This is a genomic window from Sporanaerobacter acetigenes DSM 13106, from assembly GCF_900130025.1.
Lineage (GTDB): Bacteria > Bacillota > Clostridia > Tissierellales > Sporanaerobacteraceae > Sporanaerobacter > Sporanaerobacter acetigenes.
Genome location: NZ_FQXR01000006.1, coordinates 48254 through 71430 on the forward strand (window position 1 = coordinate 48254; position 23177 = coordinate 71430).

General features: G+C 31.0%; 24 protein-coding genes and 1 riboswitch. Of the genes, 10 read left to right on the top strand and 14 right to left on the bottom strand.

From position 1 onward, the window contains the following. Nucleotides 1-9: 9 nt before the first annotated feature. The 10 genes from BUA21_RS07290 to BUA21_RS07335 all read right to left on the bottom strand — a co-directional run bounded on the left by BUA21_RS07290 (nt 10) and on the right by BUA21_RS07335 (nt 11069). Nucleotides 10-1059 (bottom strand): FecCD family ABC transporter permease, encoded by a 1050-nt coding sequence (locus BUA21_RS07290; RefSeq protein WP_200796535.1) that lies wholly within the window; start codon nt 1057-1059, stop codon nt 10-12. A gap of 15 nt (nt 1060-1074) precedes the next feature. Continuing rightward, nucleotides 1075-2043, bottom strand: coding sequence for an ABC transporter substrate-binding protein (locus BUA21_RS07295; RefSeq protein WP_072744158.1), 969 nt, complete (start codon nt 2041-2043; stop codon nt 1075-1077). 105 nt (nt 2044-2148) lie between these two features. After that, nucleotides 2149-2327, bottom strand: a riboswitch (cobalamin riboswitch). A gap of 46 nt (nt 2328-2373) precedes the next feature. Next, nucleotides 2374-3045, bottom strand: coding sequence for a DUF2225 domain-containing protein (locus tag BUA21_RS07300; RefSeq protein ID WP_072744159.1), 672 nt, complete (start codon nt 3043-3045; stop codon nt 2374-2376). Nucleotides 3046-3082: 37 nt separating this feature from the next. Further along, complete coding sequence (locus BUA21_RS07305) at nt 3083-4474, bottom strand: VanW family protein (RefSeq protein ID WP_072744160.1); 1392 nt, start codon at nt 4472-4474, stop codon at nt 3083-3085. 99 nt (nt 4475-4573) lie between these two features. Continuing rightward, the gene (locus BUA21_RS07310; RefSeq protein ID WP_072744161.1) at nt 4574-6565 is read right to left on the bottom strand and encodes a cell division protein FtsA; all 1992 of its coding nucleotides are present in this window, start codon (nt 6563-6565) and stop codon (nt 4574-4576) included. A gap of 36 nt (nt 6566-6601) precedes the next feature. After that, nucleotides 6602-7249, bottom strand: a complete 648-nt coding sequence (gene nth, locus BUA21_RS07315; protein ID WP_072744162.1) for an endonuclease III — start codon at nt 7247-7249, stop codon at nt 6602-6604. Between the two features lie 8 nt (nt 7250-7257). Next, nucleotides 7258-7539: a DUF503 domain-containing protein gene (locus BUA21_RS07320; protein ID WP_072744163.1), complete on the bottom strand. Its 282-nt coding sequence runs from the start codon at nt 7537-7539 to the stop codon at nt 7258-7260. Between the two features lie 82 nt (nt 7540-7621). After that, nucleotides 7622-8809: a glycine C-acetyltransferase gene (locus BUA21_RS07325; RefSeq protein ID WP_072744164.1), complete on the bottom strand. Its 1188-nt coding sequence runs from the start codon at nt 8807-8809 to the stop codon at nt 7622-7624. A 122-nt stretch (nt 8810-8931) separates the two neighbouring features. Further along, entirely contained in the window at nt 8932-9945 is a 1014-nt protein-coding gene (gene queG, locus BUA21_RS07330) for a tRNA epoxyqueuosine(34) reductase QueG (protein ID WP_072744165.1), read from the bottom strand. 29 nt (nt 9946-9974) lie between these two features. Continuing rightward, complete coding sequence (locus BUA21_RS07335) at nt 9975-11069, bottom strand: NAD(P)H-dependent flavin oxidoreductase (protein WP_072744166.1); 1095 nt, start codon at nt 11067-11069, stop codon at nt 9975-9977. A gap of 216 nt (nt 11070-11285) precedes the next feature. Between BUA21_RS07335 and BUA21_RS07340 the strand changes: the two genes are divergently transcribed. The 8 genes from BUA21_RS07340 (at nt 11286) to BUA21_RS07375 (ending at nt 18190) form a co-directional block, all read left to right on the top strand. Continuing rightward, nucleotides 11286-12005 (top strand): tRNA lysidine(34) synthetase, encoded by a 720-nt coding sequence (locus tag BUA21_RS07340; RefSeq protein WP_072744167.1) that lies wholly within the window; start codon nt 11286-11288, stop codon nt 12003-12005. An 80-nt stretch (nt 12006-12085) separates the two neighbouring features. Further along, nucleotides 12086-13192: a rod shape-determining protein RodA gene (gene rodA / locus BUA21_RS07345; RefSeq protein ID WP_072744168.1), complete on the top strand. Its 1107-nt coding sequence runs from the start codon at nt 12086-12088 to the stop codon at nt 13190-13192. Between the two features lie 97 nt (nt 13193-13289). Beyond that, complete coding sequence (locus BUA21_RS07350) at nt 13290-13610, top strand: PadR family transcriptional regulator (RefSeq protein WP_072744169.1); 321 nt, start codon at nt 13290-13292, stop codon at nt 13608-13610. After that, nucleotides 13603-14187: a DUF1700 domain-containing protein gene (locus tag BUA21_RS07355; protein WP_072744170.1), complete on the top strand. Its 585-nt coding sequence runs from the start codon at nt 13603-13605 to the stop codon at nt 14185-14187. Before BUA21_RS07350 ends, BUA21_RS07355 begins: the two co-directional genes overlap by 8 nt. Before the next feature lie 11 nt (nt 14188-14198). After that, entirely contained in the window at nt 14199-15338 is a 1140-nt protein-coding gene (locus tag BUA21_RS07360; RefSeq protein WP_072744171.1) for a DUF4097 family beta strand repeat-containing protein, read from the top strand. A gap of 55 nt (nt 15339-15393) precedes the next feature. Next, complete coding sequence (locus BUA21_RS07365; RefSeq protein ID WP_072744172.1) at nt 15394-16062, top strand: hypothetical protein; 669 nt, start codon at nt 15394-15396, stop codon at nt 16060-16062. A gap of 201 nt (nt 16063-16263) precedes the next feature. Then, nucleotides 16264-16959, top strand: a complete 696-nt coding sequence (locus tag BUA21_RS07370; RefSeq protein WP_072744173.1) for a S41 family peptidase — start codon at nt 16264-16266, stop codon at nt 16957-16959. Further along, the gene (locus BUA21_RS07375) at nt 16949-18190 is read left to right on the top strand and encodes a S41 family peptidase (protein WP_084604199.1); all 1242 of its coding nucleotides are present in this window, start codon (nt 16949-16951) and stop codon (nt 18188-18190) included. Before BUA21_RS07370 ends, BUA21_RS07375 begins: the two co-directional genes overlap by 11 nt. 46 nt (nt 18191-18236) lie before the next feature. On the opposite strand, the gene nudC is transcribed toward BUA21_RS07375, so the two are convergent. Both nudC and BUA21_RS07385 read right to left on the bottom strand, forming a co-directional pair. Beyond that, on the bottom strand, nt 18237-19067 hold the full coding sequence (nudC, locus tag BUA21_RS07380; protein ID WP_072744174.1) for an NAD(+) diphosphatase: 831 nt from the start codon (nt 19065-19067) through the stop codon (nt 18237-18239). A gap of 27 nt (nt 19068-19094) precedes the next feature. Continuing rightward, nucleotides 19095-19673, bottom strand: coding sequence for a thymidine kinase (locus BUA21_RS07385; protein ID WP_072744175.1), 579 nt, complete (start codon nt 19671-19673; stop codon nt 19095-19097). A gap of 126 nt (nt 19674-19799) precedes the next feature. On the opposite strand from BUA21_RS07385, the gene BUA21_RS07390 reads away from it, so the two are divergent. Together BUA21_RS07390 and BUA21_RS07395 are read left to right on the top strand one after the other, a co-directional pair. Continuing rightward, nucleotides 19800-20579 carry an ABC transporter ATP-binding protein gene (locus tag BUA21_RS07390; RefSeq protein ID WP_072744176.1) on the top strand — a complete coding sequence of 260 codons (780 nt, stop codon included), beginning with the start codon at nt 19800-19802 and terminating at the stop codon, nt 20577-20579. Beyond that, nucleotides 20572-21375 (top strand): ABC transporter permease, encoded by an 804-nt coding sequence (locus BUA21_RS07395; protein WP_072744177.1) that lies wholly within the window; start codon nt 20572-20574, stop codon nt 21373-21375. Before BUA21_RS07390 ends, BUA21_RS07395 begins: the two co-directional genes overlap by 8 nt. A gap of 21 nt (nt 21376-21396) precedes the next feature. Here BUA21_RS07395 and map read toward each other — a convergent pair whose 3' ends face one another. Next, nucleotides 21397-22143 carry a type I methionyl aminopeptidase gene (map, locus tag BUA21_RS07400; protein WP_072744178.1) on the bottom strand — a complete coding sequence of 249 codons (747 nt, stop codon included), beginning with the start codon at nt 22141-22143 and terminating at the stop codon, nt 21397-21399. A gap of 20 nt (nt 22144-22163) precedes the next feature. After that, nucleotides 22164-23108, bottom strand: coding sequence for a tetratricopeptide repeat protein (locus tag BUA21_RS07405; protein ID WP_072744179.1), 945 nt, complete (start codon nt 23106-23108; stop codon nt 22164-22166). Between the last annotated feature and the right edge of the window lie 69 nt (nt 23109-23177).

Below are 23177 nucleotides of genomic sequence, written 5' to 3' on the forward strand. Positions count from 1 at the left end.
CTCCTAAATTTAAATTCCTTTCTTTTTCTTTCTCAGCAAATATATAAAAAACGGTCCTCCAAACATGGCAGTTATAATTCCTACAGGAATTTCAACAGGAGAAATGATAGTTCGAGCTATAGTATCTGCAAATATCATAAATATTCCCCCTACTAGAGCAGCAGATGGAAGCAATATTCTATGATCCGGTCCAACCAAAAGCCTTACAATATGAGGTATTATAAGCCCCACAAAACCTATTATACCGCTTACAGATACCACCATAGCAGTCATAAAAGATGACAATACCAATATATATATTTTTATTTTTTCAACCTCTACACCTAAACTTTTGGCTGATTCTTCACCAGTTAAAATAATGTTTAAGTCTCTCGCAAAAAAATTTAAAATTGCAATAGATGCTATAGTCGGAAGAGCTATTCTTATAAGGGGTTCCCATCCCTTCCCCGATAAGCTGCCTAGAGTCCAAAATATTATTTTTTCCATATCCTTTGAATATATGACCATCAAAAAAGACATTATAGCAGTTAAAAATTGACCAATAGCAACTCCTGAAAGCAATAAATTTGTAACTGGCACTTTATTTTTTACTCTAGAAATAAAATACACAGAAAATACCGTTATAAGAGAACCTATAAAAGCAAAAAATGATATAGGTGATATTGCAAATATTGTTTTTCTCATGCCCAAAATTATAGCAAGAGAAGCCCCTAAGGCCGCCCCTGATGAAATTCCCATAACATAGGGATCAGCCATAGGATTTTTAAACATTCCTTGAAAAGCAACTCCTGCACTTGATAGACTAGCTCCAACTAAGACCCCAAGCAAAACTCTAGGCAACCTTATTTTTAGAATTATAGTTTTGTGAGAGTCTGGTATACCATCAATATTTATTTTCCCACCAATAAAGGGAAGCTTAGAGCCAATTATTTTAAAAGTATCTAAAATTTTTATATTTGCTGTCCCAATAGTAGAAAAAAGCACTACAGAAAATATCAATGCAAGCACCAAAGATACAACAATAGTAGCATATTTATTTTTAGACCTTTTTAAACTCATAAAAATCCCTACTTTTTATTTAAATGCATCTGGATGAATAGACTTTGCAACTAATTCCAATGCATCTATTATTCTTGGTCCGGGTCTTGAAACTATATTTGGATCCAATAAGTACACTCTATTATTTTTTACAGCATTTATATTTTCAAACCCAGGTCTTTCTTTTATTGACTCAACAGTTTTTTCTTCGCTATCTTTAGCTCCTAAATAAACATCAGGATTTCTTTCTATTAATTGTTCCATATCAAACTGTGGATATTCTCCTTCTGCATCACTTGCTATATTTTCGCCTCCAGCTAGAGTCATAAGTTCATCCATAAAAGAACCAGGACCTGCTGCCATCAATGGATCATTCCATATTTCATAGAACACCTTAACTTTTTCTTCATCTTTTACTTTATTTACAATTTCATCTTTTTTTGCTTTCATATCATCTACAACTTTTGTGGCCTCATCCTCAGTGTTTGTCACAGTGCCAATACTTTGAATCAAATTCATGACTTCATCAATAGAATCTGGTTCATAGCACAAAAGAACAATTCCTGCATCTCTTATTTTTGCATTTACTTCTTCATCGCCAGGACCAAATTGAAATACAATGTCAGGATCTAATTCAATTATTCTTTCAATATTTACTCCAGTAAAACTTCCAACCTTTTCTTTTGATTTAGCTTCTTCTGGATAATCACAGTATTCAGTTACACCTGCGATTTTATCTCCTAATCCAAGACTAAAAAGTATTTCAGTATGACTTGGAGCCAATGAAACTATTGTTTTAGGTTCATTTTCTATTGTCACTTTATTTCCAAACTGATCTTCTACTTCCATAGGATATTGAACTTTATTTTCCTTTTCCTCTACTACTTCTTCATTTTGTTTTACATCTTCATTTGAATTTGTTTTGCCACAAGCTGTAAAGGTAGTTAAAGCCATTGCCAAAACTAAAAATAATACAATTAATTTTTTAGAGCTAATTTTTTTCATAAGTTTTCCCTCCATTTTATGATCTTTTCTAGTCAAAAATAAAACCCTAGTCCTCAGTAACTAGAGAATAGGGCAAAAACTATACAATTCTATACATCCCTCCCTCCGAGGCTCTAAATTTAGGCAGGTCTCCTGACTTGTGAATCTTCCTACTATCAACGCCTTCCCAGAAATCCAGTGGCTTCTGTTGATTCGTCCTCACACACAGTAGCGGGGGCTGCAGTGGATTTTCACCACTTTCCCTTTTAAGTTTCATTAGAAACACCCAATTTAATATTTAATTTAGCTCTCAAAAATAATATCAAATATTTTTTAAACATTCAAGGCCATTTATTCTTCCTTAACTACTTGCCATTGTTCCCTAACCATTTTTTCTAATGCAATATTACTCTTAATTTCAGGATCCTTAAGTACCGTATTGAACCACTTTATTGCTTCATCTCTATCTCCCATTCTTCTGGAAATTTCTCCAATCAAATAAGCTGCAGTCAATGGATTCATAGATTCATTGTTTAAAGGTTCATTATAATAAGCATTGCTAAAAAGTTCTCTAGCTAAACTTAAAAATCTCTCTTCTTCATCCTCATCTTCTTTTAATCTATTAAGCCATCCCAATCTAACGCATATATTTCCAAGTTCATAATTTTTATCCTCCAAGAGTTCTCCACAAAATAGCGCCAGTTTATATGCAGCAATACTTTCTTCAATGGTTCTCTTTCCTAAAAAACTTCTTTCGTTCCATTTAGATGAAACCTCTTTTTTTATTGTCTCTCTTCCTTGAAAATTTATTTTATTAAAATTTTCTTCTAATGCAGCATATCCACAATGTGGACACACAAACACACCATAAAACACAGGATTTTCCCCTTCATAATAAGGCAAAAAATCCGAATCTCTTTTAACTAATCTGAGTTTAGAAAGCCTTACCTTGCTAGTCTTAAACTCTTTACCACACACTGGACAATTTATTTTTTTCTCATATAGTTCTCCTACTTCTGCCAATTTCCTTCCCTCATTTCTCCTAATAGTATAACAATATCTATTCTTCAGCTTCTTCTGTAGATGTTTCAATTTTCTCTTCTACCTTTGGTCCAATCTTATAAATATATTTTCTTGATTTGTAATAATCAGAATGCAATAATTCCTTTTTAACTATTTTGCCATTTTTTATTATTGACTTATAAGTTTTAGTCTTATATCCCGTTCTTCCTGCTTGTTGAAGAACTTTTTCTCCTGGTTTTAAGCTGTTATCTAATATTGTTTCAACCAAAGGTTCTATTTTTTCTACAAGTTCAGAATCTATTTTTACATTGTAGTTCTTAGTATTTAAATCGCCATATATATAAATATAAATAGTGTCACTTGATACTTTGGTATGAATATAAATAGGAAAATCAAAATCATTTCTAAACTTCAAGTCAAGACTACCAAAAGACACTGCTGCATCTTGACCATAGCTTACATATTTTGCTGGTATTGAGTGAGGATGTCTTTCAACAACCTTTACATCTGCACTCAAAAGGGCATTATATAATGTAGTAGATACCTGACATACACCGCCACCAGTCCCTGGAGTAAATTCACCTTCTAAAATGACATTTGCTTCCTTATATCCATTTTGCTTGCTTCTTGGACCAGTAGTTTCATTAAATGAAACATTATCTCCTGGCATTAAAAGTTTGCCATCTATAGATTTTGCAGCAACTCTTATATTTTCTTTCCTATCACTACTGCTAGTTTTAAAAGAAGTACTAAACTGGCCTATAACTCCATTTATTCTACTTAATTGGGCTTTAGTAGCCTTTGGTTGGATTTTCTCAACTGGTATATCAACATCCTCCAACTTATACACATTCTCATCAATCAATTGCTTCAACAACTCTGTATTTACTTTTCTACCAACTATTTCATCAGTAACATGCATTTTTCCTCCATTAAAATTAAATACCGCCTCTTTACTTTCTAGATTTATATCTTGAGATATTTCATGAGCTAAATCATTTATAAGATTTTTGTCATAAGACGTCTCTAATCCTAGAGTTTTCCCATATTTTTTTGTGTCAATTATAGTCTTTAACTTATTTACAATGTTTCCTTCTCTACCTATACTATAAGCCTCGTTTACTGCCTTTTCATAGTTGTAATGAAAGCCAAGATCGGTGATTTTCACATTATAAGTTTTGTCTTCATATCTTAAGATCATCTGTTTTCCAGCTAAATCTTCTTCCAATTCTCCTTTTATCTTATTTAGTGCTTCAGCCTTTGTCATATTGCTTACATCAAACTTCCCTATTTTTATTCCTTCATATATCGTATCTCTCTTCAATACAGATGATATTCCATAGCTGCCAACACCTAATAGTACCAATACTATTACAATATAAAGTAAAATTAAATTTCTTTTTTTATTGTTCTGTTTTTCTTTTTTCATGCCATGCCTCCACCCTTTAATATTTTTATTTGTTTGTTTAATTAAATTGTATTTTCATAATATGGAAGTTATGTAATCTATTAAAGGTGCGGACACAAATCAATTTTCCCAATAGACTTCAATCGTATCTCCATCTTTTAACCTTTCCAAATACTCTGCATCTCTTCCATTCAATTTAAGTACTAGTTTCCCTCTAGGTTTTGAAAGGTCAAAATCAATGTAGTTAAATATGTCAACAAAAACAAATTCTTTCTTTTCATGTTGAAAATTTCTTTCTTTTCCATTTATACTCAAGCATATTTCCCTTTGGCTATCTTTTATATTGCTTGTCCCATTTTGGGTTCCAATCGTCAATACATCGCCATTTTCCAATTCAGTATATAAATCCACTTCTTTAGAATTTCTATATATTTTCAAATCATGTATATTCATATTCATATATTCTATCAATTCATAAACAGTATTTATTTCAAAATATTCTACTCTGTCTCCTTCTTTTATGATTATATTTTCTTCTGTTTCTAGACCATTTATTTGCAATTCCCTAATCAAATTTACTTCTTCATTATTTAAAACTATCACTTTAGATTTAGGAATGCAATCATAAAGATATAATATTTTTTTATCTCCTTTGGTACTATCTCTCAAATCAATAAAATCTCTATCCTTTAATTCTGTATTCAAATTGGCAAATGTACCATTTACATATATTTCTGCTGGTTTTCCCAGCTCTCCCTTTATGAGCTTTTTCTTCCCATTTACATAATATATGAAATCTTCTCCCCTTTGAGGAATCAATTTTCTAGGATTGTATCCAATAAGAATCAGTACATCCGATACCTTTATATTTTCTGTATTGAATACCCTTATCTCCTCTCCATTTATATATATTTGAATAAAATTTTTGTATTTGCTGTTGACTCCTTCCATGGCAATCCCAATAGGAGTAACTATATCTGGTCCTTTAAGCTCATCTTCAATGCCTTCTACATTTTCAATAAAACTAATATCTCTAATGGCAACTCTTTCTTTTGGAAGTCCCAGACAATTGGCAATATGTTCATTTAATGTAGGAATTTGACTACTACCACCTACTAAAAATACTGCACTTGGAGCCTTCCCATTGTACTCAATTATTTTTTCACTTATTTCTTTAGCCAATTTATCTATTTCATTTTCAATATTTGAAATAATCTCTTCTGTAGTTAATTTATATTTTACCCCTACTATATCAGAAAATTCATGAGTGTTTTCTTTATTTAAATTAATTTTAAGTTTTTCACTTGAATCAAAATCTAAAAGATATGCTCTTGCTAAACTTTCTGTCAGTTCATCACCTGCAGTAGCTGTCATAGCATAAGCCATTATAGTACCATCTTTGGTTATGGCAATATCTGATGTCCCAGCACCAATATCTACTAATGCTAAATTTAGCAATCTTAAATTTTCTTTTATAGCTACATTTATAGCTGCAATAGGCTCCAATGTAATATTCGAAACTTCAAGACCAGCTCTATTGACTACCACATATAAACTATCTATAACTACTTGTGGCAAAAATGTCGCCAAAAGATCTACCCCAATTTTTTCACCTTTATGCCCCTCTAAATTTTCAATAAAGCTATCATCTAAATAGTAATTTACTACACTATAACCAATACAATAATACTTTAAGTCATTTTTGCTTTTTTCTTCATCTATTAATTCCTGAGATTTTTGTGCTGCTTCAAGCTCTAAAGCTTCTATCATATTGTTACTTATCTCAACAGTTTTATCAATTTCTTTATCTATCCTAATTCTACTAGTCTTCAAAGCTCTGCCTGCAGCAGCAATAGAAACTTTTTTCAAAGGCAATTCTAGTTTTTCTTCTAATTCTTCTTTGACTTCTTTAACTATTTTGGTTACTCCTTCTATATCATGGATTTGACCATCATACATATTTCTTTTGTTGTGTTCCTTGATACAGCTTTCTAAAACTTTGAATTTTTCGTCTTCATATATGCCAACTATACCTATGACAGTTCTAGTGCCTATATCAAGTGAAAATATTAAATCTTCAGGATTTTTTACAGTTGCATTGAAATCTAACATCCCTAACAACCCTTTCTTTCGTTTTTCCTCTCTCTTTTATTGTACGTTTTCTTTATAATATATGCAATAACTATCTAATGGGCATTTTTCACATAGGGGCTTTCTAGCTTTGCATATACGTCTTCCATGAAAAATCAATAAATGATGGGCTTTAGACCACATGCTTTTTTCAATATTTCTCATTAAATCTTTTTCTGTGTCTAACACATTGTCACTATTTGACAATCCTATTCTATTTGATACCCTAAATACATGGGTGTCAACAGCAATAGCATCTTTAGAAAAAGCATTACTTAAAACTACATTGGCTGTTTTTCTCCCCACCCCAGGAAGTTTCATAAGTTCCTCTCTCGTATCTGGAACATTTCCACCATATTCTTTAACTAACATTTCGCAAGTTCCCAAAATATTCTTACTTTTGTTGTTATAAAACCCACAACTTCTAATTTTCTCTCCTAATTCTTCTTCACTCAATTTTAAATAATCTTCAGGAGTTTTATATTCTTTGAAGAGCTTTTGTGTAACTTTGTTGACTCTCACATCAGTGCATTGAGCAGAAAGAATTGTAGCTATTAAAAGTTCAAAGGGGTTTGAGAAATTTAGTTCAGCTTTAGCATGAGGATAAAGTTCTTCAAGTATATTTAATACCTCTTTTACTTGTTTTTTACTTAAATTTTTTCCCATATTATCACCTACAGTATTTCAATATTATAGTCTATAATCTCCACTCTACTATCTCCATCTATAAACTTCAACACATTGTTTACTATCTGATTGGCATGAGTAGTATCATTTGTGACGCAAGCAAAACCAATGATAGAACTTTGCCAACTGTCATTTAAATCAATTTCTGCAATAGATACATTAAATCTAGATTGTATTTTCCCTATGATACTTTTTATCACATGTCTTTTATCTTTCAAAGAATTTGATTCATATATAATTAATTTTATAGTGCATGCACCAATTATCATAGAAATCACCTCGTTATATTTTAAGTTTATACAATCTATTTTAGAATATATAAAAAGGGGGTACAACCCCCTTTCCTAAATCTTATAAAATATTCATTTCCTTTCCTACCTTTTCAAAAGCAGCTACTGCTCTATCAAGTTGTTCTTTTGTATGCGCTGCTGTCACCATACATCTAACTCTTCCTGTTCCTCTTGGAACTGTTGGGAATACTATTGCTGATACAAATACACCTGCTTCAAGTAACTTTCTACTGAATTCCATAGTTTTTGCTTCGTCTCCTATGATAACTGGAGTGATAGGCGTTTCACTATGACCTGTATTGAATCCTAGTGTACCAAGCTTTGCTTTAAAATATTTTGCATTATCCCAAAGTCTATCTGTATATTCAGTGGATTCCATAAGCATTGTTACAGCTTCAGTTATGGCTCCCACTGCTGCTGGAGGAAGTGATGTACTAAATAGAACTGGTCTAGCTCTGTGATTTAACCATTCATACATAGTTTGGCTTCCTGCTACATATCCTCCTACTACTCCTATAGCCTTTGAAAGAGTACCTATTGAAAAATCTACTCTTCCATGAAGACCAAAGTGGTCAACAGTTCCTCTTCCACTTTCTCCCAATACTCCTGAGCCGTGAGCATCATCTACATAAGTCATAGCTTCATATTTTTCAGCTAATTCTACTATTTCAGGTAGTTTTGCAATGTCCCCATCCATACTGAATACACCATCAGTAATGATTAAAACATTTCTATATTTATCTCTATTCTTTTTAAGTACATCTTCCAAGCTATCCATATCTGAGTGATTAAATATTGCTTTGTCAGCCTTACTAAGCCTAGTTCCATCAATAATTGAAGCATGATTCAATTCATCTGAAATAATTAGATCACCTTTTTCAGTTATAGCTTGAATAGTTCCAGCATTGCAATTAAATCCTGATTGATAGATAAAAGCAGCTTCTTCACGTTTAAATTCAGCCAACAATTTCTCCAAATTTTCGTGAATATCCATATTTCCTACAATAGTTCTAACTGCACCTGCACCAACGCCATATTTTTCTACAGCTTCAATGCTGGCCTTCTTAAGTCTTGGATGATTGGCAAATCCTAAATAGTTGTTTGAAGATAAGTTAATAACCTTTTTGCCATTTAGAATAATTTCTGCCTCATTAGGTCCTTCAAGTACAGGAAGTTTTCTATAAACTCCATCATCCTTTAATCCTTGTATTTTTTCCTTTAAAAAATTCAATTCATGTACATTTCCCATGGTTTCCCCTCCTAAAATTAAATTTGAGAAAAGGTTTACAATCATCAATTTATAGTATATCACAAATATTTTTATTTTCACAAACTATAAATCATTTATTTATGAAAAAATTTTAACAAATTCTAGGTCTTTATTTTCTTTATTGCCCAATTTGCATATTGCCGAATCATTGGGCTTGGATCTTTTAGTGCTTTTTCTAGAAATTCAATATTGTTTACATCTTTCATATTTCCAATAGCTATAATGCAATTTCTTTTTAATATATTTTTCCCCCTCCAACTTCCTGCCATAGAACCATACTTTTTCTTAAATTCACTATTGGACATATTAAAAATTTCTTCTATATCTATATATCCTTTCGTATTGACGGGAACAAATTCATTGTTTTTGCTATTTAAAGCACTTTTATTTTTAGGACAAACAATTTGACAAGTATCACATCCATAAACTTTTATTCCCATCTTTTCTCTCAATTCATAAGGTATTTCATCTTTAGTTTGAGTAAGATAAGATATACATTTCTTGGGATTGAATTTATAAGGTGCTTCTAGAGCTCCTGTAGGACAAGCTCTTAAACAAAGATTGCAATCTCCACACTGACTTAGAATAGGATTGTCACTTTCTATATCTAAATCAGTTAAAATATATCCTATGAATATAAATGAACCATATTTATCATTTATGATTGAACAATTTTTCCCATACCACCCTACTCCAGCTTTTCTAGCCAATTCCCTATCTACTAATGGCCCTGTATCTACAAAAGATATATAATTGAATTCAATTTCTTTTTCAATCTCATCTATAAGTTTTTCTATTCTATCTTTGACTACTCTATGATAATCTTCTCCCCAAGAAGATTTAGAAATTTTCCCCTTTAATTCGAAATCTACTTTTTCATTAAAATCAACATTATAAGAAATCCCAACTACAATTATACTTTTGCAATGAGGAAATATACTTTTAGGGTCTACCCTCTTCTCTAAATCTTTTTCTTCAAATTCTGTTTCTCTGTTATTTTCTCTTCTTTCATAGAGATAATCTTTCAAATCATCTAGCCTGCCAGAATCTGTGAACCCTATAATATCAATTCCTACCTCTTGAGATTTTTGTATAATATATTGTTTTAAATTCATAATCATTTTCCCTTCATCTTGATAAAAATCTAATCTCCATTAGAAAAAGATTTAAAACACAACTTAGCTTCTGAAATCAATTCTTCTATCAATTCTTTTACTGAAACTATCTTGTCTATCTTGTAAGCATTTTCGCCTGCAAACGCAAAACCAGATTTCATATTTCCCTTCTGAGCATTAATCAGAGCATCAGCTATGCAATATTGTGATTTTGTAGGATCACATGGCTTTAAACAATTAGCAATACATTTAATAGGTTTTTTTAAACCCAACTTTACTTCATTTAAAAAGTCATTATTTATAGCTCGACCAATCAATCCAACTGGGCTATTAATGATTTGAATATCTTCAGACTTACAGTTTACATAAGTTTCTTTAAAAGCTTGAGAAGCATCACATTCAGATGTAGCAACAAATCGGCTTCCCATTTGAACTCCAGAAGCACCTAATTCTAAAAACTTAGCTATATCTTCTCCATTAAAAATTCCTCCACCTGCTATAACAGGAATTTTTTTGTTATACTTCTCCTCATAAGGTTTTATTGCTTTTAAAACTTCCAACAATAAATTATCCAATTCTTTAGAAGGATCATCTAAATCTTCCTTGGAGAACCCAAGGTGACCACCAGCTTTAGGCCCTTCAACTACTACCGCATCAGGGACTACTTGATAATGTCTATCCCAGGATTTGCATATCAATGAAATAGCTCTTCCTGAAGATACAATAGGCGCAATTTTCGTGTCAGAACCATCAGTAAATTTAGGCAATTCCAACGGAAGCCCAGCACCAGAAAATATTATATCTATTTTTTCTTCAACTGCTTTTTGGGCCATTTCCGCAAAATTGTTTTGTACTGACATTAAATTTATACCAACAATGCCATCGTTACATATTTCTTGGGCTTTCTTTATATGTTTTTTTAGAGCTCTCAAATTAGCTTCTTTTTTATTTTTATAATAATCTGGTTCATTAAATCCAATTTCAACGCCTGATATTACTCCAATACCACCATTTAAGGCTACATTGCCTGCTAAAGATGATAATGAAATTCCAACTCCCATACCTCCTTGAACAATAGGTATTTTTGCAATAAGATTTCCAATTTTAAGTTCAGGTAATTCCATAATAAACCCAGTTTAAAAAACTAGGTGTTTCACCGCCTCTCTTTTTTTCTGTCATTAAAAACAAATTGCTGATTTTAAAAATTTATATCCAATGACAAATTTGCACCATTATAAATATTATATCATAATAGCCATTAGTTCGATTAACATATTAAGCATTCCACGAACCTTTTGAAAATGATATAATATATAAAAATAAAGCATGGAGGTAATCTCTTGAGAAAGTGGTACAATAAACTCTTCCTAAATGATGTAAGAAATGCTGTGGAAAAATATAATATGATAGAAAATAATGATAAAATAATAGTAGGTCTTTCTGGAGGAAAAGATAGTGTCTTTCTACTTTATTCTCTATTACTTTTAAGAGAAAATTCATATTTGAACTTTGATATATTAGGACTTCATATAGATATAGGTATAGGAATAGATATGTCAGATACAGAAAAATTTTGTAGAGAAAACAAAGTTCCTTATATATATGAAAATATTCATATCATAGATAAAATATTTGAAGATAAAAAAAGTCCTTGCTATCTCTGCTCAAAGATGAAAAGAGGCGCTATGGCAAGAATTGCAGAAGACAATCATGTAAACAAAATAGCCCTCGGACATCACAAAACAGATATAGCTATAACATTTCTTTTAAATCTTATTTATACAGGTAAGTTAGAAACCTTTAAGCCAATTTCCTATAATGAAAAACATAACTTACAACTAATAAGACCTCTAATTTACATAGATGAAAAAACAATAGAAAAAGTAGTAAAAGATGAACAACTACCATTAGGGAAAAATAAAACTTGTCCTAAAGACAAAATAAATAAGCGAAATGAAATAAAAGTCTTACTTGAAAATATTGAAGAAAAGTACCCTGATTTTCAAGATAAAACAGTAAGAGCTATAGAAAACTTTGAACAAGGTAATTTATGGCTTTGACATTTGTAAATAATTTTCTATTTATTAAGATAAATATGATATAATTGTTTTTATAAAATTTAAAAAAGGAGCTATAAAAAATGTTTAGCTTTAGAAAAAATTTCATCAAAAAATTTGATTTTGTCCTTTTTATAACCGTTTTATTGTTATGCGTATATGGACTAGTTATGATAATGAGTGCAACTGCAAGTTATGAAAATTCTCGTTTTATAAAAGTTCAGGGAATAACTGTCATATTAGGTATAGTAGCTATAATATTACTTGCTATGATGGACTATAAATTATTAGGAAAAATATACTTGCCAATATACATCTTTTGCAATTTACTACTTATAGCCGTTCTCATATTTGGTACTGGAGATGATGATTGGGGAGCAAGAAGCTGGCTTTCCATTGGTGGGTTCACATTCCAACCTGCAGAGTTGGTAAAATTAGGGCTTATTATTTCCCTAGCTCAATTCATAGATAAAAATAAGAATAGCATAAATGAGCCCTTTGTTCTTCTAAAAACATTGCTATTTGCAGCTATACCTATAGGACTCATTTTGCTTCAACCTGATTTTGGAACAGCAGCAGTTTTTATATTTTTCGTACTTGCAATGCTTTTTGCTGCGGGACTTAAATTGAAATACTTTGGCTATGCTATTGCCATTGGAATCATATCCCTACCTGCAATATGGTTCTCATTAGATAAATATCAAAAAAACAGGATATTTAACTTTCTAAATCCAGAGCATGATACCAGTGGCTCAGGATATCAAGCTAAGCAATCACTTATTGCAATAGGTTCAGGTAAAGTCTTTGGAAGAGGACTATTTAAAGGAGTTCAAACCCAATTTGGATACATTCCTGAAAAACAAACAGATCTTATATTTGCGGTCATAGGAGAAGAATTGGGACTTATGGGAGGACTTGTTCTGATATTGTTGTATTTCATTATGTTTTATAGACTTGTAAGAATTGCAAAGAACACTAAGGACACCTTTGGCTCTTTGATGGTCATAGGAATAACTTCAATGATGTTCATTCATATATGGGAAAACATAGGTATGACTATTGGTCTTATGCCTATCACAGGAATACCTCTTCCCTTTATAAGCTATGGAGGCACTTTCCTTTTAGTGAATATGATAGGCATAGGTATTGCTTTAAGCGTAGGAATGAGAAAAGAAGGATTAAACTTTTAAGATGCTATATTAGCATCTTTTTTAATTTAGTACCTTGCATTGCAAGGTAGCATAGTATATAATATAGTTGATCTTACCAGTGAAAAGGAGAAATGCTATGAATATTCAATTTAAAAAAGGAGTTTTAGAACTTTGCGTACTTTCAATGCTACTAGAAAGAGACTATTATGGCTATGAACTGGTAGAGCATATTTCTAAACATATAGATATTTCTGAAGGGACTATATATCCTCTTTTGCGAAGACTTAAAACTGATGGATTTGTAAAAACTTATTTAAAAGAATCTCAAGAAGGGCCTCCAAGGAAATATTATACTATAACTGAAGAAGGTAAAAAAGCTTGTGATGAATTGATTTTCGAATGGAATCATTTTGTTCAAGGAGTAAATACTATTATAAAGGGGGATAGAAATGAATAGAAAAGAATTTATAGGAACTTTAAGAGCTAATTTAAAGGGCCTACCACAAGAAGAAATAGATGACATAATTTATGACTACGAAGAACACTTTCGTATTGGACTATCTCAAGGAAAATTTGAAGAAGATATTGCTAGGGAATTGGGGGATCCAAGGAATATTGCTAAAATGTACAAAGTTTCTTCAAAAATTGATGAAGCCGAAAGCAATCCTTCACCGAAAAATTTACTTAAAGCCATGTTTTCAGCTATGGCTCTGGGAATTTTTAATTTTATTATAGTTTTAGGACCTTTTATTGTCATAATAGCTTTGCTCATTGGACTGTATGGTATATCTGTAGGATTAGTTGCAGGAGGTATAGGTGCAGTATTTGGAACAATTTTAATCCCACTGTCTTGTTATCCGTTCTCCTATTATGATGTAAATTTAGGTGTTCATCCAGTCACATCTGTTTCACTGGGAATAGGATTAACTTGCTTGGGAGTATTGCTGTTTATGGCCAGCCTTTACTTAACTAAGCTACTATATAAAGGCACCGTAAAGTATCTTAAGTGGAATATTGATACAATAAAAAAATAGGAGGAGTTTTTATGAACATTAAAAAATTTGTTGCCATTTTTGCAGGGGTAGCTCTTGTAGCTTTTGGCATTGCTTTTCTATCATACAATTTGTCAGGGGGACATATAAGCTATGGCATTAATGGCAATAGAAAAAAATTCAAGGGAATGAATATCAAATCTGATGGTTCTAAAGTTAAAATAGGATTAGATGGTATAAATATAGAAGATGAGGATGGAACTAAAGTACAAATAAATCCCGGTGGAATCTATGTAAATGACGGAGATGATGTGGTAGATATTTCACCAAATGGAATTATAGTCAATGAAGAAGAAGTAGACATTGATGAATATAATCATTCATCAGATACTAAAAATACAAAAAAAGAAAATGTAAATGAAGAAAAAACTGAAGATATAGTAGGTATCAAAGATATAATTGTTGAGACTAATTTTGTAGATATAAACTTCATACCCGAAAGTCGAGATGATATAAAAATAATATATAGTGGGACTATAAAGGCAAATTATATACCTAAATTAAAGACAAAAAAATCTGATGACACTCTTTATATATCTGCCAAGAAAGAAGATAACAATCTATCACAAAACGTGAGCTATTCAAATTTAAAATTAGATATTCATATTCCTGAAAACTATAAAGAAAATATGAAAATCGTCTCAACTTCTGGTGATGTGAATTTATCCAAAATGAATTTTAATGATTTGAATTTAGCTACTGTTTCAGGAGATATAAATTTAAATGATTTGAACCTTAAAGATTTAGTAGTGAGTACAACTTCAGGGGATATTGATTCTTTAAATATTTCAGCCGATAAAAATATGTTCAATTCTACTTCTGGTGACATTGAAATTAAAAATCTCATAGGAAGTGTACAAACAAATACTGTTTCAGGAGATATTGAAATTTCCTACAAGAATTTTAACGACAATATCATTGCTGCTACTGTTTCAGGAGATGTAAATATAACTCTGCCAAAAAAATCAGAATTCCAAATTAGTGCACAAACTACTTCAGGAGATTTGAAAAGTAATTTTCCTATAACTATTCAAGGAAAGCATAAAAATAGTCTTGAAGGCACCGTTGGATCTTCCGAAAACAAAATAAATATTGGCACAGTTTCAGGAGATGTAAATATATATTCAAAGTAAAAGAATATAGGCAGGGGCGACCAAAGGTCGCCCCTTACAAAAGGGGGTACTGATAATGAGAAGTAAAAATATAGTTCTAATAATTGCTATATCAATTATTTCATTATTGTTAACTTCATGTATTCCTACAAATACTTTTAATACTAAAGAAACCATACCACTAGAAATAGTTCAAATAATAAAAAATAACAGAAATATATCAAAAAATAATGCTAGTGAAAAAATGAAAGAATTTAAAACTAAGTTATATAAATATGAAAATTTTGATGATGAACTGGCACCAGAAAATATTGCAATGAAAAAGGATGAAATAGTAAGCACTATCTCACTTAGCGAAGCAATAGAAGATGTTGAATATATGTTCAATGTATTAAAATACGCCTATCCTGGATATGAATACTTTGGTGGAGATAAAACATTTTTGTCTGCCAAAGATAAAATATTAAATAATTTAAGTAGTTTTAATGAAGAAATAACCTTAGATACACTATTTAATACAATAACTACAAATATGGATTTTATACAAGATGGGCATTTTTATATATACACCGACAAGAATTCTTATGATCCATGCAAAGAATATTATTATTTAAATAATGAAGATATGCAAATAAATAAAGATGGAAATAGATTTTATACGATCAATGGAAATGAAAAATATTATATTGATTCTATTAATGGAGATAAAAATATAGATGATTATATAAAACCTGCCCTTTCTTAAGATGGTAGTATTGTCTATAACTTAGGCATTACATACCCTGATAGATATAAAAGTGTAGATGTAATATTTAAATCAAGTAAAAAAACAATTACAAAAAACATACCCTTACTATACAAATTCCCCAAACAGCTAGATAATGTTGGGTATGAAAAGTATGAAATAGGTGGAACAAGTATCGTTAAAAATAGAAGGATGCTTCCCATGTCCTATGACGATAAAATTCATGATGAACTTGATGATTTTGTAGAAAGTGCCAAAGAATTAAAAAATGAAGAAATATTCATTCTTGATATTAGAAACAATTTAGGGGGTATTTCCAACTATCCTATGGGTTGGTACGAAAACTTTACAGGTAAAGAACCATCTTCTGAAAAGTTTTTTGCTAAATTAAATACTAAAACTATATATAATCTTTTTTTAGATATCGAAAATAAAAGTGATATTCCAAATCATGAACTATCAGATGAAGTTAAGTCTAAACTAAGCGGCAAAGAAAAAGAACTTGTTAATGGGGCTTGGTATACTGGTTATTATACTGAAAATAGGTTTGACAATGAACCTTTGGTTATAGTACTTATAAATAATAATGTGGCATCAGCTGGAGAAGAATTTGTAAGCTATTTAAGAACTTTAAATAATGTGCTTTTTATAGGAACAAACACTAGTGGAGCAGTACTAATTGGAAGTAACACTAGTTGGTATCTACCCAATTCTAATATTGCTATTAATTCAGGTACCAATATCAACCTTCCCCCCACTATGGAAAATATGGATGGTAAAGGTTTTTACCCCGATTTATGGGTTAATTCCGAAGATATTGTTGATAGAGTTATTAATTTTATAAATAAATATGATTTAAGTAATATTAATATAGGGGGTACTGATAATGAGAAGTAAAAATAGAAAAAAGTTGTTATTCTATGTTTTGACATTTATATTGGTTTCAACAACCCTTGCTGGTTGTTCTTCTAATAAAGATAGTGTAGCTACAATTAATAGAGAACTAACTGTGGAAGAAAAAGTTGAAGATTTTGAGTATATGTACAAAACATTAGAAGAAAATTATCCTTTTTTTAAAGTCAACGAAAGAGTAAATAGAATAAATTGGTTAGCAAATAAAGATGAATACAAAAAAAGAATCAAAGAAACAAGGAATGACGAAGAATTTGCTAATGAATTAAATATGATATTATGTGAATTAAACAATGATCATACTCATTTATTATCAAAAGATGCTTTTGATTCTTATTATAAACTTTATGCTTACAAAGCTGATAAATATAATAAACCTTGGGGTAAGGTATTAGATAATAAAAAAGTTAAAGCTAGATATAATTTTACTGAAAAGAATTTAGAAGAACTAAAAAATGAAAATTATTTACAGAATAGTAAACCTGCATTTAAATCTGATATTATCATTCCCAATGATGTAGCTTATATAAAAGTTAAGCAAATGGATGGGTTTCGAATAGAAGAAGATGGAGTTGAAATAAGAAAGTTTCTTGAAAGCATAAAAGATTATCCTAAGCTAATTGTAGATATTAGAGGAAATGGTGGAGGTTCTGATTATTACTGGGTAAAAAACATAGTCCAACCTCTTATAAATAAACCTCTTTCAGTAGACTACTACTTATTTGCAAAAGGCGGTGAGGACAGCCAAAAATTCTACAAAGCTAGAAAAATGAATTTAAAAGATATAAGTACTCTAGATGAAAATTTAATACACAAGTTTCCTGAAGAAATAAGTACTGATTTTAAATATTATAAATTATCAACCGATAAAATAAAACCTAAAAATCCTGTAGGTTTTAAAGGAAAAATCTATTTGTTAGTGAACTCTGGAGTATACTCTTCTTCTGAAAGTTTTGCTTCCTTTGCAAAGGGAAGTGGATTTGCCACATTGGTAGGAGGAAGAACTGGTGGAGACGGTATAGGAATAGACCCTTTACTGTTTTCATTGCCTAATAGTGGGCTAGTAGTACGATATAGTAGTCTATTATGTTTGAATCCGGACTATACCATAAATGAAGAAGTTCAGACAACTCCCGATATTGAACTTTCCCCATTCTCCCCAGTTGACCACAAATATGATAAATGTATTCAATATGTAATAAATGATGAAATATAACGAAAACAAAAAATTAAGACACAGAAAAAACCTGTGTCTTAATTTTCTAATGAGTTTCTATAAACCATTTTATAAGTTCTGAGCCTATACTTTTAGATTCTCTGTACATTCCTGGAATTTCATCTTTGCTAAACCAATCAGCATGTACTATTTCTTTGCCATCTTCAACTATTTGTCCTCCTGAATATTCAGCAGTAAATCCTACCATCATAGAATTTGGAAAAGGCCAAGGCTGACTTCCAAAGTATTTTATATTGTCTATTTGGATTCCCACTTCTTCAAATACTTCTCTTTTTACACATTGTTCAAAAGTTTCTCCAAGTTCCACAAATCCAGCTATAACACTATACATTCCATGAGAAAAATTTTTATTGTGAGCTAGTAATAGCTTCTCTCCTTTAGTGACGGCCACAATTATAGCAGGAGATGTTCTAGGCCAAGTAGTATATCCGCATTTAGGACAAATAAGGGCTCTTTCAGATAAACTTTCCTTTCTTTTCATAGGAAAGCCACATACCCCACAGTGTTTATGACTTTTTTCCCAATTTAACAACAAATAGCTTTTAGAAGCTGCTAAAAATAGATTTTCATCAAGTATCAACATAAGTGATTTCAAATCCATAAATTGACTATCATCTATTGAAGAATCTATTTTTTTAATTCCTGCTGAAAAACAGTTTTCTCCATTTAATGTTCCCATATATTGAACATTTTCAATTTTAATATTCATATTTACAATATCTTGATATCTAATTATATCAAGATATTTCTTGTCTTTTTTAATCATCATCTTGTTTTGGTCAAATAAAAAATACATATCATTTTCATTTGTAATTTCTGGTTGTATTGATGGTTCAAAAGAAATATAATTTTTCATAAAAATCCTCCTTGAATAAAATCAAATTTATATATTTTTCTTTTTGTCTTCCTCTAAAAAACATTTTCTGCACAATGGCTCATATTCATTAGAAGCACCTATCTTTATCCTTTCCTCATCTTTTGTCTTTCTATGGCTCACCCAAGCATCTGAACCACATTTCGCACATACAGCATGATGCTTATATAAATAGTCTGATATGGGCATAAGTTCTTTTATGATTTCAAAAGGTTTCCCTGTATAATCCATATCAAGTCCAGCTACCACTACAGTACATCCATTTGTCAAAAATTGATTTATACCTTTAACTATTTCTCTGGTTTCTCCTCCTAAAAATTGTATTTCATCTATAGCTATAACATCAGGTTCTATTTCACCGCAATATTCCTCTATTTCACCCATGTTTTTTACTAAAATTGCATCTATATAGGTCAAATCATGAGTCACTATTTCATTCTTGGCATATCTACTGTCTACTATAGGCTTAAATGCAAGGGTCTTATATCCCGCAATTTTAAATCTCTTTATATCTTTCTCCAAACTTGAAGTTTTTCCCGAAAACATAGAGCCTGTATGTATTATTAGTCTTCCTTTGTACTGATGCAAAACACTTCCCCCTTCATTTATATCTTTCACAAATGATATTATAGCATATTTGAATCTATATTCACATAAAGTCCTTTCGTTGAATATGATAAATTAACTCATGTTTTATCTAGAGGAGGAAGACTTATGGAGGAAAATAAAATTGTTGAAATTAAAAATATAAGTATGACCTATCATACTCTCGAAGGTGAAACCGAAGCTATTAAAAATATAGTTCTAGATGTATATAGAGGCGAAATAGTGTCTCTTGTAGGACCTAGTGGATGTGGAAAATCTACACTTCTTTCTATAATAGCAGGACTTATTGAGCCTACAAAAGGAAAAGTCCTTATCAATGGGAAAATAGTCAATGGACCATCTAGCGAAACAGGATATATGTTTCAAAGAGATCATCTATTTGAATGGAGAAATATTCTTCAAAATGTTCTTATTGGTCTTGAAATTCAAGGAAAAGTAAATGAAGAAAGTTTGCAGTATGCAGAAAAACTTCTTGATACTTATGGCTTAGGAGATTTTAAATACAATTTCCCAAGACAACTTTCTGGAGGCATGAGGCAAAGAGTAGCTCTCATAAGAACCCTTGTCATAAAACCGGACTTATTGCTATTAGACGAGCCTTTTTCTGCTTTAGACTATCAGACTAGACTTGCAATAGCTGATGAAGTTGGAATTATACTGAAAAATGAAAAGAAAACAGCAATCATGGTCACTCATGATATAGCTGAAGCCATAAGTATGTCTGATAGAGTTGTAGTTATGTCAAAAAGGCCTGCTACTATAAAAGATATAATCCCTATTAAACTTAGTTGCCCAAATGGAATTAGAACTCCTATGAAATGTAGGGAAGCACCCGAGTTTAGACACTATTTTAATAAGATATGGAAGGAGCTAGATGTCCATGTATGATAAAGTTTCTAAAGAGCATGAAGAGTATTTGAAAAAAATAAAAAAGAGGAAAAGAGCTATACTCATCACCCAAATACTCATTTTAGTCATATGGTTAGCCCAATGGGAAATAACAGCGAGGCTTGGATGGATAGATACATTTTTGACTAGTCATCCATCAGGAATATGGAATCTATTTATCAACTACACTAAAAATGGCGGCTTATTTTATCATGTAGGTATATCAGTCCTTGAAACTATAATTGGTTTCTTGGTAGGAACAATTTTAGGAGTATTGATAGCTATACTTCTCTGGTGGTCAGACTTTTTGGCAAAAGTGCTGGATCCGTATTTAGTAGTTTTAAATAGTCTACCTAAAACAGCTCTTGCCCCTATAATCATACTATGGGTAGGAGCAGGATATAGTGGAATCATCGTGACAGCTATTACAGTATCCATAGTCATCACCATAATGAATGTCTACAATGGTTTCATAAGTGTAGATGAAGATAAAATAAAATTACTTCAAACCTTTGGTGCCACAAAATTTCAAGTACTAAAAAAAGTAGTATTACCTTCAAGTATACCTACTATCATCAGCACTTTAAAAGTAAATATTGGCCTTTCCTGGGTAGGTGTCATTGTAGGAGAGTTCCTTGTATCTAAAGCAGGTATTGGGTACTTGATTGTATATGGAGGCCAAGTATTTAAGCTAGATTTAGTCATGATGAGCGTATTTATATTAGCTATAATATCTGCACTAATGTATCAACTAATAGCATTCTTTGAAAACAAATTTACGAAGTGGCAGCAATAAAACGAGACTTTTAGTCTCGTTTTATTGCTTAGTTATAATTATAGGACCATCTTTAGTTATGGCTAATGTATGTTCATATTGAGCTGACAATTTCCCATCTAATGTTCTGGCTGTCCATTGATTTTCATCAATTTTACAACGGTATGTGCCTACATTAACCATTGGTTCAATAGTCAAAACCATTCCTTCCATAAGTCTAAGTCCCCTTCCAGGGCGACCAAAATGAGGAACTTGAGGGTCTTCATGCATGTTTCTCCCAATACCATGCCCAACAAAGTCTCTCACAACAGAAAAACCTTCACCTTCTACATACTCCTGTATAGCATGAGAAATATCTCCTATCCTATTGCCTATAACTGCTTTTTCTATTCCTATATACAATGCATTTTTAGTTACTTTCAAAAGTTTCTCTGCTTCAAGTGAAATATCTCCAACCGCATAGGACCATGCAGAGTCTGCAAGCCATCCATCTAAATTCACAACCATATCTATAGTCACAATATCTCCATTCTTCAACGGCTTCTTGTTTGGAAAACCATGACATATTTCATTGTTTACAGAAGCACAGGTAGCAAATGGATATCCTTCATAACCCTTTTGCTCTGGTGTTGAACCATGCTTTTTCATATATTCTTCTGCAAACTCATCTATCTCTAGTGTGGAAATACCTGGTTTGATTATTTTAGCAATTTCCTTATGACAATTTGCAAGTATTTCTCCTGCTTTTTGCATCTTTTCAATTTCTTCCATAGTCTTTATTATTACCATATTTTCATACTCCCTTCAAATTATTCTTTTGCCCTTTTATTTATTATTTCAATAAATCTCTCATCTTCATAGAGATTTTCTAAATCTTCATCAATTTTCATTATATCTATGAATTCAGGATACAAAAGTACTGACTTTCTCAAATCCTTTATGGCCTCATCTTTTTTATTTAACTTTGAATAACAACAAGCTCTATTGTAATAAAGATATTCTGCTTCAGGATTGTAGTTAATTCCTTCAGTCAAAACTTCAATTGCTTCTTTAATTTTTCCCTGTTCTATATATATAACAGATTTATTTAAAAAAGAATAGGGATATGTATTGTTTTTAGCTATTGATTTATTGTAATACTCTACAGCTTTTTTATAATTGCTCATTTTTTTATATATGACTCCCATATTGAAGAGAGCCTTATAGTAATCTGAATTTATTTCAATGCTTTTTTTTACCATTTCATAGGCCATATCATATTGTTTTATCTCTTCATAGATAGAACCTAGATTGTTATAGGCTATATAATCGTTTGGAGATAGTTCAATTACTTTTTTATAATAATTTATAGCTTTCTTTTTTTCTCCCATATCATCATATATATTAGCTATATAAAAATAGGCTCTATCATATTCGGGATTTATTTCTACAGCTTTTAAATAACTTTCTAGAGCCTTTTCCTTGTTTCCCATTCTTTCATATATTGTTGCCATACCATAAAAAGCTCCCGATTCTTCATCATCTATATCCACTACTCCGCTATAAGCCTTCAGTGCTCCTTCTAAATTATCCATTTCATCATAAATAAATGCTATATTATACAAAATATCTATGGTTTCATCTTCATCACCAGGAAAATCCAATGCTTTTAAATAAAATTTCACAGCTTTTTCTTTAGAATCATCCAAATAAAAATTTTCAGCTAGTATTATATAATTATATCTTCTGTCAAAATCAGTTAAGTAACTTTTCATGAATTCTGCACCTCTTAATTTTTATTGTCTTCTTATAGTTTATCATATTTTATAGCTTATATATTAATA

What these genes read in the sequence shown, in the direction of transcription:
- BUA21_RS07290 (WP_200796535.1), bottom strand. Translation starts at nt 1,059, where the DNA reads ATGAGTTTAAAAAGGTCTAAAAATAAATATGCTACTATTGTTGTATCT.
- BUA21_RS07295 (WP_072744158.1), bottom strand. Translation starts at nt 2,043, where the DNA reads ATGAAAAAAATTAGCTCTAAAAAATTAATTGTATTATTTTTAGTTTTG.
- BUA21_RS07305 (WP_072744160.1), bottom strand. Translation starts at nt 4,474, where the DNA reads ATGAAAAAAGAAAAACAGAACAATAAAAAAAGAAATTTAATTTTACTT.
- BUA21_RS07310 (WP_072744161.1), bottom strand. Translation starts at nt 6,565, where the DNA reads ATGTTAGATTTCAATGCAACTGTAAAAAATCCTGAAGATTTAATATTT.
- nth (WP_072744162.1), bottom strand. Translation starts at nt 7,249, where the DNA reads ATGGGAAAAAATTTAAGTAAAAAACAAGTAAAAGAGGTATTAAATATA.
- BUA21_RS07320 (WP_072744163.1), bottom strand. Translation starts at nt 7,539, where the DNA reads ATGATAATTGGTGCATGCACTATAAAATTAATTATATATGAATCAAAT.
- BUA21_RS07325 (WP_072744164.1), bottom strand. Translation starts at nt 8,809, where the DNA reads ATGGGAAATGTACATGAATTGAATTTTTTAAAGGAAAAAATACAAGGA.
- queG (WP_072744165.1), bottom strand. Translation starts at nt 9,945, where the DNA reads ATGAATTTAAAACAATATATTATACAAAAATCTCAAGAGGTAGGAATT.
- BUA21_RS07335 (WP_072744166.1), bottom strand. Translation starts at nt 11,069, where the DNA reads ATGGAATTACCTGAACTTAAAATTGGAAATCTTATTGCAAAAATACCT.
- rodA (WP_072744168.1), top strand. Translation starts at nt 12,086, where the DNA reads ATGTTTAGCTTTAGAAAAAATTTCATCAAAAAATTTGATTTTGTCCTT.
- BUA21_RS07350 (WP_072744169.1), top strand. Translation starts at nt 13,290, where the DNA reads ATGAATATTCAATTTAAAAAAGGAGTTTTAGAACTTTGCGTACTTTCA.
- BUA21_RS07355 (WP_072744170.1), top strand. Translation starts at nt 13,603, where the DNA reads ATGAATAGAAAAGAATTTATAGGAACTTTAAGAGCTAATTTAAAGGGC.
- BUA21_RS07360 (WP_072744171.1), top strand. Translation starts at nt 14,199, where the DNA reads ATGAACATTAAAAAATTTGTTGCCATTTTTGCAGGGGTAGCTCTTGTA.
- BUA21_RS07365 (WP_072744172.1), top strand. Translation starts at nt 15,394, where the DNA reads ATGAGAAGTAAAAATATAGTTCTAATAATTGCTATATCAATTATTTCA.
- BUA21_RS07370 (WP_072744173.1), top strand. Translation starts at nt 16,264, where the DNA reads ATGTCCTATGACGATAAAATTCATGATGAACTTGATGATTTTGTAGAA.
- BUA21_RS07375 (WP_084604199.1), top strand. Translation starts at nt 16,949, where the DNA reads ATGAGAAGTAAAAATAGAAAAAAGTTGTTATTCTATGTTTTGACATTT.
- nudC (WP_072744174.1), bottom strand. Translation starts at nt 19,067, where the DNA reads ATGAAAAATTATATTTCTTTTGAACCATCAATACAACCAGAAATTACA.
- BUA21_RS07390 (WP_072744176.1), top strand. Translation starts at nt 19,800, where the DNA reads ATGGAGGAAAATAAAATTGTTGAAATTAAAAATATAAGTATGACCTAT.
- BUA21_RS07395 (WP_072744177.1), top strand. Translation starts at nt 20,572, where the DNA reads ATGTATGATAAAGTTTCTAAAGAGCATGAAGAGTATTTGAAAAAAATA.
- map (WP_072744178.1), bottom strand. Translation starts at nt 22,143, where the DNA reads ATGGTAATAATAAAGACTATGGAAGAAATTGAAAAGATGCAAAAAGCA.
- BUA21_RS07405 (WP_072744179.1), bottom strand. Translation starts at nt 23,108, where the DNA reads ATGAAAAGTTACTTAACTGATTTTGACAGAAGATATAATTATATAATA.